Origin of the sequence: Burkholderia sp. F1 (genome assembly GCF_050813845.1) — a bacterium.
Classification (GTDB): domain Bacteria; phylum Pseudomonadota; class Gammaproteobacteria; order Burkholderiales; family Burkholderiaceae; genus Burkholderia; species Burkholderia ubonensis.
In genome coordinates this window covers 1,066,918-1,082,319 of sequence record NZ_CP172422.1, presented here as the reverse complement: position 1 = coordinate 1,082,319, position 15,402 = coordinate 1,066,918, and the positions used below count along the sequence as shown (strand labels likewise).

Sequence of the window (15,402 nt, the reverse complement as noted above, 5' to 3'; positions counted from 1 at the left end):
CCACTAAGTTATTCAGGATAAAACCCATTCGGGGCCACCCATTTTCCGGGACCTGGAGTCCGACTCAGATCCCGAGCCCCCTTGGAGCTGTTACATGACGTGCAGGCACCGGTGATGTTACCGGGGGAATTTGCTTGCTTGATCGCGGCCTCCCTAGTGATCTTCCCGGCGTTGACATCGTCAGCATACGACTTCAGAGACTTCACATGATCCCCAGCGGTCGCCACGCCATTCTTGCAATAGGTGCACTTTCCGCCACTTGCATTCAGTGCCTCAGTTCGCGACGTATTAAAGTCTGCCCGACCAGCTGCTCGCAATTCGGCGGCAGTTACCGTCGTGCTTCCCGACGTAGTCGGTCCCCCGCCTACGACCGAGGAGCCACCACCGCCTCCTTCCAGAATCATTTCATCGCGCGGCCTTCTGAACACATTGACGCCGGCTACCTGATAGCCTGAATCGTTCGACATTCCGGTTCGATTGAACTCGAACCCTGCCGAACTTCCAAGCGACGAGTTATTAAACCCCCTGGCCGAAGCAGCCGCAAGTCCACCCGGATCTGCAAGGTTGACCGGATTGTTCCCGACGTACGCGTACCAGTTCAGGTCATCCTTGTACCCGATCGGATCGGTCTGCAAGAAGCGTCCGAGCGTCGGCGAATACATCCGCGCCTTGTAGTAGTACAGGCCCAACGGCGCCAGATACTGCTGCCCCGTGTAACCGAACCGCGACGCCGGCGTGCCATCGGTCTCGCCAAACGGCCCATATGCCTGACTGCTCGTCGTCGCGCCACTGCCGTTCGCCTGCGCCACGATACTGCCCTGCTGGTTCGCATACAGCCAGCTCTTCGACGCCGTGCCCGCGCCTTCGTACTGCACCAGCGGCTCGTCTACTCCCGGGCCGAACACATAGCGACGCGTCACCGCCCCCGTACTGTCGTATTCGGCAGCGAGGTTCTGACCGTTGTACAGCAGCAATGTATCGACGCTATTGACGGTCGTCTTGGCCAGGCGACCTTCCGGATCGTACACAAGCGCCGCGCTCGTGCCCGAACGGCTCGCCGTCTTCATCCGGTTGTCGAGATCGTACGTATACGTCCACACCCCGTCGCCCGTCAGGTTGCCGTTCAAATCGTGCTTGACTGCACTCCCGGACACCGCAGCGTATTGATTCAACGCATTCACCGAGTACGTGCTCGTCCCCACCGCCGGCGTCCAGCCATACCGGTTGTTCGTCACGCTTTGCTTCCTGAGGTCGCCCAGCTGATTACGCGCGAATGTCGCGATCCAGTCTTCGCTGCTGCTCGTAAAGCGGTGATTCTCGCCCGACAATGCCCCCTGGTTGTCATACGAGAACTCCGTTCGCGTACCGTTGCCCAGATCCACCTGCACCCGGCGGCCCAGCGGGTCGTAGCTGTATTTCGCCAGACTCACCGCGCCGTTTTCCAGCAGTTGCAACGGCCGGCCGAACGCGTCGTAGTTGAAGGCGACATGGAATCCGTCCGGCCACGCGACATCGGTCACGCGCCCCGCCGCATCGTAGCTGTACCGCAGAAGCTTGCCCGCCGAGTTTGTCTGCGTCAGTTGACCCAGCCCGTCATAACTGTTCGTAATCGTGTGACTGCCATCGCTGTATTGCGAGGTCGTCTTCAGCCCCCGCAGGTCGTAGCCGTACTGCACGTTGCCCACGTTACCTGGAAAGTTCCGCGCGACCAGACGATTCAGAAGGTCAAAGGTTTGCGTCACGATCTGACCGTCACGCTTGCGAAGCGCGACCGGATTACCGTTCTCATCCCACGCGTACTGCTCGAAGTTGTTCGCATCGCCCATCCCCGGCTGCCCCTCCAGCGGATAATGCGTGCGATACAAGCGGTCATGCCCGTCGTATAGATTGACCGTCGTATTGCCTCTCGCGTCAGTCGTCAGTGCTACCGTGCCGTTCGGGTTATAGACATAGCTGACGTAGTTCTGCTCCAGCCCCGTACCCACTGCCTTACGAACGCTCTTCACCGTGTCGTCCGGGTTGTACACCATATCAGTCACACGGTTGTCGCCCTCGCCCGCACTCAGATACTGCGTCACGCGGCTCACACGGTGATGATCGTCGTAGGCCGTATCCGTGATCGGCGTCGGTGCGCCTTCCGCGGGGCAGACCGACACCCCTGCCGTTTTCGCCGGCCCCCACACGCGCACCACGTTACCCATTGCGTTGTAGCGCCTGCAGGTAACCATCGCGCCGCCCGGGATAGCTACGCCACGACTGACCTCCCGGTTACTCGCGTCATAGCCGATGATCTCGTCCGCGCCCAGCAGGCTCGCGTTCGTGCTCGTGACGTTGTCGCGCTTGTCATAGGTGTACGTGATTTTCGGTGCGCCATCGCGCTGGCTCGAAATCAAGCGTCCCTCGTTGTCGTAGGTCGTGACCGTCTTGACCTTCTGTCCATCCGCATCCTGCGTGATGGTCACAGGCAGGAGGTCCGCCCCATAGTCGGTCGTTGTCGCCGTGGTACGGGTGGCATCGATCTTCTCGTCCACCCGAGTCAGCTGGAAGACCCCGGTCTTGCCCGAAATAAAAAACAGCCCATAGGTGAACGTTTTCACCGGTGCGACGTTGTCCACCTGAGGCTTTGTGAGCTTCGTCAGAAAACCCTGGCCGTTATACTCATATCGCGTGATAGCGCCCCGTGCATCCATGGCCGTGATGACTTTTCCGTTTAACTGCTCGTAGGTGAAACGCTCGGTCAGCACCGGCTCGCCGGTACCCGGACGCGGATAACGGGAGACGCTGGCGACATTGTGCGAGCAGCCATGCACGTAACCACTCCCCGGTACACACGTGGCGTCGTCATACACGTACTCCGTGCGATTGCCCTCCGGACGCGTTTCCCGCACCAACCGGTTCTGGCCGTCATAGTCCTTGAACGTCCAGCGCCCCATCGGGTCCCCGACCTGTATCAGGTTCCCCTCGCTATCGATATAGTTCGTGCGAGTCGAACCGCCCGGCCCGATCTCTTCGGAACGGAATCCCGCGAAGTAATAGTTGAACAGGTTGCCCGCCGCGCTGGTTTGCGTTTTCACCCGATCCAGCGTGTCGTAGACATTGGTCACGGTAGGCGTGCTCGGGAAAGCCGGCTCGTAGAACTTCGTCATCCGGCCGGGTTTGTCGTACTCGTGACGCGTCACGAATCCGTCCGGATCAGTCGTGCTGACCAGATTGTCGCTACCGTCATAGGCAAAGCTGACCGTCTTCTGCGGGCTCGCGACGGCTTGCAGCTTCCCGTTCGAGTAGGTCAACGTCAGGCTGCGGCCCATGTTGTTCTCGACCCGTGTGAGCAAGTCGCCACTCCAGGTGAAATCGATCGCCTTGCTATCCGCCTGGATGAACCGCGCCACCTTGCCGTCTTTGAACGTGTACGTGTCTCCGTGCAGATTCACATAGGTCCAGCCCACCGTATCGTCACCGCTCAATCGCACGGCCTTCCCGGGTGGCGCACTGAACTCTCCGTTGATGCGAGAAAACACGTCGCTATTGATGCCCAGCGACACTATCCGTGAGTTGTTGACCAACTGATCGCCAAACCAGCGCTGAGCGATTACGGCACTCAGGAATTTCTCTGCCGGCGCTGTCGGATCGTTCAATAAATCCAGCGATGCCTTGTGTTCGACGATCGTGCCCACGGCATCCAGTGCGAGCCGGTCACCCATGGCAAGGAAGCCGTCGGACGCGGTACGGATACGGATATCGTAGTTATGCGTCCAGCCCTTGCCCAGCACACCGTTCTGGTTTTTCTGGCCACTACTGTAGAAGCGCTGGAAATTCAGACTGCCGGGGGACGCGCCATAGCCCGTCTTGAGATCCTGATGCTCGTACAGGAAATTCCCGTGCACCATGTCGATCGGATCGCCTGCCACCACTTGCGGCCCGAAATATTGGGTTTGCTGAAATGGCGCCCTCGAATTGTTGATGGTATTGCTGTTGTACGTCGGCGCGGGAACCGGGGACGTGAAGAAGCCGCCCGAATATCCACCGGTGATGATCGCCCCGAGCAGGCGGCTCGCTTGCAAGCCACGCACGAAGTAGCCCACACCTGTCCAGCGATTCTCGATCTGCTGGCAGTTGCCCGGCAGAAGCAACTGGTATCCCTGATCCAGATTAGTCTGGAAATTTGTGAAGTACGCCTGACAATTTTGCAGCGCAGGTTTAACGACACTGGCGTAATTGGCACTTTTTGCGCTGTAAATCGTTTGCCCCTGGCTCATCGCCAGATCCATCAGCTTCACGGTGGAAACCGCCGAGACGCCCGAAGTCTGGTTGACCGCAGTCGATTCGAGTATCGAATTGTGTGCCCCGATGCTGTCAAAGACAGCCCGTTCGAGATTCGTGTCACCCGCCAGATGCACGCTCGAAATCATGTTGCTCGGCAAATCCACGTACGGGCCGTCAGTGTAGCCCGCGATCCCGACCTGGTGCTGGTGAACCGTATAGGTCCCTGCGAGGCGATCCGTAATCGAAGCGCCGTTCGTCGTCTGCGAAACCCATTGCGCGCCCATCACGCCGAGACTTGCGCCAAGCATGGCCTCGCTATCGTCCGCGTTACCTGCCGCGCGGAGCTCCTCCAGATTCTTCAGGTAATGTTGTGACAGCCCTCGCCCTGTCGGTCCCCAGCCGTTCACGATCAGGTACTTCCCGCCCCCTTTGATATGCTGGTCGAATGCGTGATCCGAAAATCGATTGGTGTACGCATTGTGCGTTACGCCAAAGCTCACCACGCTATCTGCGCCGGGTGCGACATACCCGCCAGGCGCGCCGATCGCTTGGCCATCCAGTTTGAGGATCGGCTGATTCGCCGAGTTGAACGTGATCGTCAGACGCTTGCCATAAATCGCATCCGAAGTGAATGTCTGGTCGATACCCTGATACCGCACGCGCACCGTCGGCTTGAATTCGGGCGGCACGTCCGTCCACTCCACCGGCGCCCAGCGTGCGTCCTGTAACGGGTGCTGTGCCTGCCGCACCACGCCTGCATAGAACGGTATGATTGCCTTGCCGCCGATGATGTCGCCCAGCGTCGCTGTCGGCTTGTTCTTGCGAATCCAGTCGGCGAGATTTTTCGACGCGCTCTCCAGTCCGGAACGAATGTTATTGCGATTCAACCCGCGAACCAGATCAGGCGTGATGGTCGCCCCCGCCGTAGCGTTCTGCAGGAACGTCGCTGCGCTATATCCGGTAGCCGCGCCCAGATCGATGCCGGGCTTCACGACGTGCGGCTTGTAGCTCGGATCGAACGCGTACCACGTCCCGCCGATATTGACCTTTACCCAAAAATGCTCGATTGCGATGTCCGTCATCGCCGCAATCGTGCCGGGACAACTTCCGGCTTGAGTCGAGTTGAGGTCATAGACCGGAATCTGCGCTTGACTAATCAGATTCATGACCGCGCACACATTGCTGGTCGGCACGCCAAACCAGTCCGAGAACTGTTGCGCGCTGAGCTTGATCACGCCCCTCACGATCCGTGCGTCGTACCCCGACAGACGCAGCAGCGACTGCATCAGCGCGGCCTGATCCAACGGGCTGCCGTAGTTGTCGAGCACCGCCCCCAGCGCCCCCTTGTGCATGCCGCGCACCGGATCGAGTTCGATGTTGTTGCGAACGTACTGGTAAATCAGATCAGGGTGATTGCGAAGCGCGCGAGCCAGTTCGTCGAGCGATGCCGGACCGACGGGCCCGATGTTGGTGACGATATTGCTGTCGCCCGTCACCCCGCCGATCATTGCACCCCGGGCGGACCCGGCCGGTTTTTTCTCCGCGAAGTTCTGAATGTGAATCTCCTCCGGCGCGCCTTTCGCGCGCTTCGGATTCATCTTCGGCAGCGTTTCGATTGCGCCATTCGCGTTGAGTCCGGGCGGCATCTCGCGCGCAACTTTTGTGTCGTGCTCGAGCGCCTCACCGGGGGTCACGGGCGGCATCACGGCCCGCAGCACATTCGGCTGCGGCAGGAATTCTTCTCCCACCGCGAGGGCTCTTGCCTTGCCCTCAGGTTCGAGACTTCGGCGAATCGGCGGCGCCTTCTCCGAAGCCGCTTGCGCCCGGAGCACCGGATCCTTCTCGAGAACAACCGGCGTCGAACTGGAAAACTGAATATTGCCGGCGTGAGCCGTGCCGAGAGATAAAGCCAACGTACCCGCCAATGCCATCAGCATTTTCCGGGCAATGAATTGACGTAACGGAGCAGCGTTCGGATTATTCGAAGCGTGCTTGCCTGCGGATGCGCGCGTGTGCATCGGTGGGCTCCTTAACCAAAGGATATTTTTGAATACGTTTGATATTCAAAATCCACGAACGCCACCTCTCCTCCAACCATGAAAGAAGGATTTTCGGTAAACGCCCGATGAATGAACGATATTCAGCCAGTCACACCCAGTCGATACATCAGCGGTTTTTCACCGCGAGTAATCGAGCAGGATCGACGATTTCCTGAAATTGAAATGAATCTAGGGGCTGCTCGACGTCACGGTAGTCCGATTACCGGTGGCGTCGTAGTTGTAGGTGACGGTTGTCGTCTTGGTCCCGTCGCTGTAAACAGCCTTCACCACACGCCCCAGCGCATCATAGGTGTAGTCGACACTGCTGGCCGAATGGGCAAAAACTGAAAATGTCAGCAAAGCCACGCCCACGGCACATCCGCGCTTAAACCCAAGCGTAGAACGCGCGCCAGGAAATCTTCCCCCGGTATTTTCATCAGGTACCCCGACAGCATCAAGCATTATCCAACTCCTTGTTGTATTTCTCTTTCTTTGTTGGCTCTCGCAAAGGGTATACCCGACACGCCATTCTCTGTGACGTAATTGTGTCCATAAGGCTTTAGGACAAAGGGGGTTCCCTTTCGAAAAAATTCTATCCACCTGCCGAAGGAAAGTCTAGTGTAAGATGCATTCATGCCTTCGGCACTTTTAAATCCGCATTGCTGTGGGCGCATCGATCTGAATCGATCCATCGTTTCCAACCCTCACCAGACGCGCAGTCATGCGATTCGAGGCCCGAAGTGACGCCATGCATAACAATTCAAAAGAACAATCTCCAGAAAGGATTTACCCTGCTAGAACTACTAGTGGTGCTGGTAATCATCGGCCTGCTTGCCGGTATCGTTGGTCCTCGGCTATTTTCCAACGTCGATAAATCGAAAGAGACCACGGCCAAGGCGCAAATCGATGTGTTCAGCAAAGCCGTCGATCAACTCCGACTCGATATCGGTCGTTATCCAACCACCCAGGAAGGGCTCGGGCTGTTGATGACGGCGCCGGCCGACGGCACGCCCGGCTGGAATGGCCCCTATCTGAAAAAAGCCGTTCCCGTTGATCCGTGGGGCACGCCGTATCAGTACGCATCCCCTGGTACGCACAATGTCGATTACGACATCGTGTCGTACGGCCCGACCAGGAACGCGTCGGCGGCCAACGCCATTCATAACTGATCCGCCGGCGCCCTCCTTTCAACAGACAGTTTCAGTAGCGATCCAGCATCGTGTCCAAATTTGTCTTGCTTGGCCTGAATGCGCAAGGCGAACTGCAACCGTTCGACCTGCTCGCAACGAATCACGACGACGCAATGCAGGAGGCGATACGCTGTGCTCGACAAGCAGGCGTGCAGATTGTCGAAATCACCGCAGCCGATCGCGGCCGAATGGGGATGGCCCGCTTCCGTCTATTGAAAACGGGGCTTTTTCAGCGTCGCGCCTTCGATCTTTCCCTGTTCGTGTACGAACTACTGACACTGCTTCGCGCGGGGCTGGCGCTCACCGAAGCACTCGAAACGCTGGACGAACGCTGGCGCCAAAGCCGTTCCGGTACGGCCGATGAACAAGGACACTATGTCCTGCCGGAACTGGTGCGTCTGATGCAGCAAGGCAAATCGTTTTCGACTGCACTGGCGCTCCACCCCAACCACTTTTCCACCTTGTTCATCGCGATGATCGCCGCCAGCGAGCAGACCGGCGGGATGACCGAAGCGCTGGAGCGCTATCTGCACTATCACACCCAGGTCGGCGTCGTGCGGCAAAAACTCATCGCTGCATCGCTCTATCCCGCATTGCTGATGCTCACCGGAACTGCGGTTGCGTTTTTCCTGGTCTGGTTTCTCGCGCCGCGCTTCGCTCACGTCTACGAAGGCATGCCGGCGGCAGGCTTGCCGCTACTGTCACGATGGCTGCTCGCGGTGGGACTGTTCGTCAGCGAGCACGCAGTCGCCTCGCTAAGCTGCCTGTCTGCCATGCTGATCGGCGCCTCGGCACTGTTCACGCGGCGCGCCGTGCAGCAACGCTGTCTGGTGTTGCTCGGGCGGATTGGCTGGGTCGGCGAAAAACTGAAGCTGCTGCAACTCGCCCGTTTCTATCGCTCGCTCGGGATGTTGCTGCAAGGCGGCGTTGCCCTGCTGCCATCGCTCGACATGACTCGGGAACTGCTCCCGCCAACGCTCCAGGACGGCCTGACCCGGTCCATGAGCAGCATCTCGCAAGGCAGGAAGATGAGCGACAGCCTGGAGCAGGAACAACTGATGACCACGGTTGCGCGGCGTCTGTTGCGCGCCGGGGAACGTAACGGCCAGATTGCCAACATGCTGGAACAGGCGGCGATGTTCCATGAACGGGAAATTGCTCAATGGGTCGAGCGGTTCGCACGGCTGGTGGAGCCGATCCTGATGCTGGTGATGGGGCTCGGGATCGGCACGATCGTCGTGCTGCTCTATCTCCCGGTTTTCGATCTGGCAGGGAATCTGCAATGACTGATGCACTCGTGACCGCGGTGCGGCCCGACGCCCTGCTCTCGCAGGCCCGGACATTGGCGCTCACCAACGGTGAACCCGTCTTGTGCGCGCTGGAAAAGGCCGGCGATCTGTCCGCCGACGACATGCTGCGGTTCGTCGCCCAAGAAAGCGGGATGGCCATGCTGCGGCTCGCGCAAATGGACGCGATGAAGCCGGATTTCACCGGCTTCAGTTATGCCGAATGTCTCCAGCAGAATTGCGTGATGTTGCACGACGGCGCCAGCAATCGGATTTTTGTCTGCGACGACCCGTGGAATGACACGCTGATTACGATGGCGAGCTACCGATTGCACGGCTTTTTCGAGCTGGCCTTCACGCATCCGCTCGAGCTGAAAGCGCTGCTGGCCCGGTTTGGCGCCGACCAGGAAGCGCTGTCGCAACTGATCAGGCTGGACAAGACGGATCGCGACGCGAACGATGCCGAGGAGATTTCGCTCGTTTCGATCGCCAGCGATGAAAGCCAGGTCGTGCGTCTCGTGAATTCGACCTTGTACGACGCACATCGCAATCGCGTGTCGGACATTCATTTCGAGAACACGCTGCGCGGGCTCTCGATCAAATACCGGATCGACGGCGTGATCTCGACCGCGCGCACATTGCCCGACCCCAGCATGTCGGAGCAGGTCATTTCACGTTTGAAGGTAATGGCCGAACTGGACATTGGCGAAAAGCGCATTCCGCAGGACGGGCGGTTTTCGGTCTCGATCCAGTCCCGCGAGGTCGATTTCCGCGTTTCGATCATGCCGGGCCTGTTCGGTGAAGACGCGGTGCTGCGGATTCTCGATCGTCAATCGCTGACCGCCGACAAGGCAATGTTGACCCTGGATACGCTCGGAATCGATACGCCGACGAGCCAGACGATACGCCGGCTCGCCAATCATCCGTACGGGATGCTGCTCGTCACCGGCCCCACCGGCTCAGGCAAGACAACGACGCTCTATGCCACGCTCTCGGAGATCAAGCGTGGCGACGACAAGATCATCACGATCGAGGATCCGGTCGAGTATCAACTCGACGATATTCTGCAGATTCCGGTCAACGAGAAAAAAGGCCTGACGTTCGCCCGGGGGTTGCGCTCGATTCTGCGGCACGACCCGGACCGGATCCTGGTCGGCGAAATTCGCGATCGCGAAACCGCGGAAATCGCGATTCAGGCCGCGCTGACCGGACACCTTGTCTACACGACCGTTCACGCCAACAACGTGTTCGACGTGCTGAGCCGCTTTCGGCACATGCAGGTCGACCCGTACAGTTTCGTCACGGCGCTGAACGGCGTCGTCGCCCAACGCCTGGTCCGCCTGATCTGCACGCACTGCGCGGCGCCATTCATGCCGGACGACGCATTGCTGCATGACTCGCGCGTCACGCGCGAACAACTGGTCGACAGTCGACTGATGAAGGGCGCGGGCTGTGCAAATTGTCGCGGCAGCGGCTACCGAGGTCGCCGCGCACTTGCAGAAGTTTTAGTGCTGGACGACGACCTGCGCGAAGCGATCCTGCAGCAGACACCGGCGAGCCAATTGAAGGAAATGGCGCGCCAGCGCGGGATGCGCATGATGCGCGAGCAGGCCATCGATGCCGTGAAGCATGGACAAACGACCTTGGAAGAAATCAATCGTGTCACATTTGCCGATTAATCCAGCCGCCTGGAGGATCGCGGGTCGACCACGCCAACTTGTCGACATGATCGTCGGTTGGGCAGAGAAGGCCGCGCGGCCCGAACGGCTGTGCGTCTATCTCGGACACGATGCCTTGGCCGTGTGCCGCGTCACCGGCCGCTTCAAGCCGATCGTGCAGGACAAGGCTGTCTTGCTCACGGACGCCGGGGTGCATGATTTGACCGGCCGGCTGGCAGCGCTGGACGCGTGGCTGGACGCGCATCGGGTTCGTGGCGCAATCGACTGGATCATCGGCATCGATTACGTGCGCTACCTGCTGTTGCCCTGGAATCCTCGATTGGTCAGCGATGCGTTTTCCCGGTCGCTGACGGCTGCGCTCTTTGCCCAGCATGTTGCGGCCGACGCAATCCCGTTTGCCGACCACCAGCTCCGGTTCGCCCCCGTCTCGTTTGGGCATCCGCGTCTGGCCGCGCTGATTGCAAACGACGTTATCGGCGAGCTCACCGCATTTTCCAAGCGGCGGAAGTACCGGGTCCGCCGGATCGCCCCTGCTCTGAGCGTCGCATGGAATCGCTTGTTTGCACAGGTGAAACTCGGCACTGGCGTGCTTGCGCTGATCGAGGGATCTCGTTTGCTACGCATTGCCGCCCACCACGGACACATCACTGCCTTCTCGATTCAGCCCTATTCGTACTCCCGATCATCGGCGATACCCGATGATGCAACCTGGGTGTTCCCCGCGCATCACCTGGCCACTTCGGCCGGTCACATGCTGGCGGTCGACGGGCACGAGCCGGACGACGACGTGCGTCTCGCCTACGCGCTCTGTGGAGCCGTCTGATATGGGGCGCCTGAACTGGAACTACGCGCGCCAATCATTCTCGAATCGGCGATGGATCGCCGTCAGCGCGATCGCGCTCGTCGGGTGCCTCCATGCGCTATGGTGGCGTGACACGCTGCTCGTACAGCGCGACAGCATCGTCGAGCGAGCCCATCGCCTGTCCCGAAAAACCGTGGTCAGACAGCCTTCAACCACGTCCGCCATCCCCGCTGCGCTCGACTCCGTTTTTGCCGAGATGCGCTATCCGTGGACCGACATGCTGGATCGCTTGCGTCTTGCGACGCAGCCGGGTGTCGAACTGCTTACGCTGGAACCCGACGCCGGCGTCACGCGCCGCATTCGTATCAGCGGCATCGCCAATCAGCCACAAAGCGTACTCGACCTCATCACTGCGCTGCAGAAAGATCCCGCCTGGTCTTCCGTGCAATTGGTCAGTCAGACGAAGAACGACGTTAACGGCCCGGCGTCCGCCCAAAGCGCCGCGCCTCCCCTTCCAGGCCTGCCGGGACTTCCGGGTACCGGGTCGCCAACGTTATCTTTTTCGCTGATTGCGGAATGGAGACGGCCATGAATCGTCAGCAAGCGCTGCAAATGGCGTCCTGGCGCTGTTCCTGGCTGCTCAATCAACTCGAGACCGGCCAGATTGCCGCCGCGAGCTTGATCGTCCTGTGGGCGTCACTGGTGATCACAGTCGATTATCCGTTGCTCCGCGAAACGCGGCGGATGACGATGCAGTTGGCATCCATACCGGAGCCCAAACGGGCACGACCTGCCGCGCTCGACACTGTGCCGCGCTATTCGGCGAAGGAATTTATCGTCGCCTTGCCCGAATACGACACGTACCCGGACCAGCTTCGCGACTTGAACGTCCTCGCGGACAAGAGCGGTGTTGTCGTCACGCGTGTCGACTATCAGTACGTGACGCTGACGGCGTTACCCGTCGAGCGGCTCGTGATGCGCATGGCAATCAGGGGAACCGACCTGCAACAGCGACGCTTCCTGCAGGCGATGCTCAACACGTTTCCGAACTTGTCGATTGCCCGCCTCGCCTACTCGAAGAATCCGAATGATTCGTTGAAGATCGAGCAGAAGCTGGATATTCATCTGTATTACCGGGCGAAGGCGGCCAGATGAAACTCGTCGTGTCCACGCCTGTACAGCTCGTCCTGGCCGTCACGCTGGTCGGCTCGGCCGTCTCCCTGCTTCAACCGGACTCGGTCGAGCTCCCGATATTGGTGGAGAGGGCAAGCAATTCCCCGGTGGCGCGTCACGGGGCTGGGCCAACGCACATCGAGCCGTCCACGGCCCCTTGGCAGCGCCCCCAGTTGCCCGACCCGATGGTGGCTGATTTGGCGAAGTCCCAGGCAACGCCATCCGAGTTGCCGCCCCTGCCGTCCGCCGGCGTGCACGTCGGTCCGAGCCAGCCGCCGCCGCTGCCATCGGTCGCCGCATCTCCCCAGTCTCCGGCGCAAGACATCGTGTATCTGGGTCGAATGATCCAGGACGGTAAAACGCAGGTCTTTTTTGCTTCGAACGGTAACGACCCGGTCGTGTTGAATATCGGCGATGTTCTGAATGACAGTTGGAAGATTCAATCGATTACGTCGACAACCGTTACGCTCCAACATGTTCGCTCGAGTGAGACCCGCCTGATCGCAATGGGTGGCGCCGCCAGCGACACGCTTCACGGCGGAACATCCACCCAGGTGGGCCAAGGCTTTCTCGCCAGCAATCCGGCGGGCGTACACGTAACCCCCGTCAATTGACAGGCAGGAGATGAATCCGGTGCATTTTGCTTATCGAGCGAATTTCCTTGCCGACCCGATTCGGAATTCGCTGAAGATCGTGAGTCTCGCCGTGCTCGCCACCGGCCTCTATGGCTGTGCAGGTTATACCGACTGGCGCCAGGGCAACCAGTTGATCGAGAAAGGCCAGATCAGCCAGGGGTTGGAGCAACTGCAGCGCGCGTCGAAGGAAAATCCGGAGCGGTACCGGATGAAGTTCATTGCCGAGCGCGATAGCCAAGTGCAATTGCTGATGCAGAAGGCAGCGGCCGCGCGCGCGAACGGTCAGGCTGACGAAGCGCTTGCCGCGTATCAGCAAGTGCTGCGCTACGATCAGCAACATACCGAAGCCTTGCGCGGCGTGAGCCTGATCGCGCGCGAACAGCGCGAACGGATCGAACTGGACGAGGCCCGCACCATGCTCGCCAAAGGCGATACCGCCACGGCCCGACAGTTGCTGAACACGATCCTGTCGGAAAATCCCGGCCATCGTCAGGCCAGCGCGCTGCTTCAGCAAATCGATGCGCAATCCACGCGCGCCACGATGATGCTGCCTGCGCTCAATCAATCCCTGCAGAAGCCGGTCACGCTGGAACTGAAGGACGTGGACATCCGTTCGGTACTCTCGATATTGACCCAGACGTCGGGTATCGGCTTCGTATTGGACAAAGACGTCAGTCCTGGTCTTCGTACGACGATCTATGCGCGCGATACGCCGGTGATCGACGCGCTGAACCTGATTCTGCAGACTTCGCAACTCGACAGGAAGGTGCTGAACGACACCACGATGTTGATCTACCCGTCGACCGAGGAGAAGAAAAAACGCTATGACGATCTGATCGTGCGCTCCTACTACCTGAACAGCGCCGATCCCCAGAAAATCCAGGACATGCTGCGCACGATCGTCGCCCCCAGGTCGATGTATGTGGATGCCCGGTTGAAGATGCTGGTGGTGCGCGAGACCGAAACGGTGCAAGAGACGATAGCTCGCCTGCTGAATCTGTACGACATCGCGAATTCGGAAGTCATCCTCGATGTCGAGGTGCTGGAGGTCAATACAAACGATCTGCTCAAACTGGGCATTCAGTTTCCGGACACCGTCAGCGCCAAACTGGTCGGGCCGACGGGCGTGGCCGGCGCGCTGACGCTCGGCGATCTGTCCCACCTGAACCGGAACAGTTTCCCGCTCACCTTTCCCGATCCGTTGGCCGTGCTGAACCTTCGCCAGACAAGCAGCAGCACGCGTACGCTGGCCAATCCGCGAATCCGCGTGATCAATCGTGAAAAGGCCAGCGTGATGATCGGCGACAAGGTGCCGGTCATCACATCGACCGTCAATCAAACCTCGAGCGCGATCACCGAATCGGTCAACTATCTGGATGTCGGTTTGAAGCTGGATGTCGAACCGGAAGTCCACGTCGACAATGACGTGACGATCAAAGTGGCGCTCGAAGTCAGCAACATCGTCAAGGAAGTCCGTTCGTCGGCAACCGGTCTGCTCGCTTATCAGATCGGCACGCGCAACGCCAATACGGTGCTGAGGCTGCACGAAGGCGAAACTCAGGTGCTGGCGGGTCTGATTCAGAACAACACCCAGGAATCGGGCACCCACATTCCCGGATTGGGAAAGATTCCGTTGCTCGGTCGGTTGTTCTCGAACAACAACGATACGTCGACGCGCTCCGAAATCGTATTGCTGATTACGCCGCATATTGCCCGGTCACTCGCGGTGCCCAATGCCTACGCACAGACGTTCGCGAGCGGCACGGCGGAACAGGTGTCGAACCGACCGTTGCGGCTCCCTCCGGCGGCTCGATACAGCGATTCGGATAACCTGCCGCCCCCCGGCGCAGGAAATTCGGCCGCCAATTCGACTGCTACCCCGTCCGCGTCGGGAACCCAGGCTGCCATGGGGTCATTGTCCGCCTCATCGGCATCCGGTTCCCCGCAATCAAACTCGCCGGAAACCATCCGTTTCGATCTGGCAGCGCCGTCACAAGCCGCACCCAATACCGCATTCACCGTCAATCTGCTCGCGAATGGACCAGGATTCGAAAAAGCTCAACTCGATCTGGTGCTGGACCAGCCCGGCATTCAGTTGCTCAAGGTTGAGCCGCGCGATGGGATAGCGCTCGAAGCCCGTCAGGACAACAATGTGATTCACATCACGGTCGGTCGGGCGGCTGCCAACGGGTCGCTCGGGATGCTGACACTTCAGGCGAAGCAGAAATCGAAAGTCCCGGTCATTCTGTCGTTGCAAAACACGAAAGTCCTCCATAACGACGCGCAACTGTCCAGCACCGTCGCGCTCCCGAAGCAACTGACTGTGTCCGACTGA

Annotated in this window: 10 protein-coding genes; 8 read left to right on the top strand and 2 right to left on the bottom strand. The window is 59.6% G+C overall.

The window, feature by feature from the left end; genetic code table 11:
- Window positions 1-8 precede the first annotated feature (8 nt).
- Window positions 9-6,281 carry an RHS repeat-associated core domain-containing protein gene (locus tag ACFIMZ_RS23955; protein WP_431824780.1) on the bottom strand — a complete coding sequence of 2,091 codons (6,273 nt, stop codon included), beginning with the start codon at window positions 6,279-6,281 and terminating at the stop codon, window positions 9-11.
- A 210-nt stretch (window positions 6,282-6,491) separates the two neighbouring features.
- Window positions 6,492-6,764: an RHS repeat domain-containing protein gene (locus ACFIMZ_RS23950; protein ID WP_431824779.1), complete on the bottom strand. Its 273-nt coding sequence runs from the start codon at window positions 6,762-6,764 to the stop codon at window positions 6,492-6,494.
- A gap of 278 nt (window positions 6,765-7,042) precedes the next feature.
- Here ACFIMZ_RS23950 and gspG point away from each other — a divergent pair, with 278 nt between their 5' ends.
- Genes gspG through ACFIMZ_RS23910 form a run of 8 tightly spaced genes read left to right on the top strand, consistent with a single transcriptional unit; the run spans window position 7,043 to window position 15,402 of the window.
- Complete coding sequence (gspG, locus tag ACFIMZ_RS23945) at window positions 7,043-7,471, top strand: type II secretion system major pseudopilin GspG (RefSeq protein ID WP_431824778.1); 429 nt, start codon at window positions 7,043-7,045, stop codon at window positions 7,469-7,471.
- Between the two features lie 50 nt (window positions 7,472-7,521).
- Window positions 7,522-8,778 carry a type II secretion system F family protein gene (locus ACFIMZ_RS23940; protein WP_431824777.1) on the top strand — a complete coding sequence of 419 codons (1,257 nt, stop codon included), beginning with the start codon at window positions 7,522-7,524 and terminating at the stop codon, window positions 8,776-8,778.
- Window positions 8,775-10,457 (top strand): GspE/PulE family protein, encoded by a 1,683-nt coding sequence (locus ACFIMZ_RS23935; protein ID WP_431824776.1) that lies wholly within the window; start codon window positions 8,775-8,777, stop codon window positions 10,455-10,457. Before ACFIMZ_RS23940 ends, ACFIMZ_RS23935 begins: the two co-directional genes overlap by 4 nt.
- A complete protein-coding gene (locus tag ACFIMZ_RS23930; protein WP_431824775.1) occupies window positions 10,408-11,280 on the top strand; it encodes a hypothetical protein in 873 nt (290 codons plus the stop codon). The genes ACFIMZ_RS23935 and ACFIMZ_RS23930 overlap by 50 nt, the downstream gene beginning before the upstream one ends.
- Before the next feature lies 1 nt (window position 11,281).
- The gene (locus ACFIMZ_RS23925) at window positions 11,282-11,851 is read left to right on the top strand and encodes a PilN domain-containing protein (protein ID WP_431824774.1); all 570 of its coding nucleotides are present in this window, start codon (window positions 11,282-11,284) and stop codon (window positions 11,849-11,851) included.
- The gene (locus tag ACFIMZ_RS23920; RefSeq protein ID WP_431824773.1) at window positions 11,848-12,414 is read left to right on the top strand and encodes a hypothetical protein; all 567 of its coding nucleotides are present in this window, start codon (window positions 11,848-11,850) and stop codon (window positions 12,412-12,414) included. Before ACFIMZ_RS23925 ends, ACFIMZ_RS23920 begins: the two co-directional genes overlap by 4 nt.
- The gene (locus ACFIMZ_RS23915; RefSeq protein WP_431824772.1) at window positions 12,411-13,046 is read left to right on the top strand and encodes a hypothetical protein; all 636 of its coding nucleotides are present in this window, start codon (window positions 12,411-12,413) and stop codon (window positions 13,044-13,046) included. Before ACFIMZ_RS23920 ends, ACFIMZ_RS23915 begins: the two co-directional genes overlap by 4 nt.
- A gap of 10 nt (window positions 13,047-13,056) precedes the next feature.
- On the top strand, window positions 13,057-15,402 hold the full coding sequence (locus ACFIMZ_RS23910) for a hypothetical protein (RefSeq protein WP_431824771.1): 2,346 nt from the start codon (window positions 13,057-13,059) through the stop codon (window positions 15,400-15,402).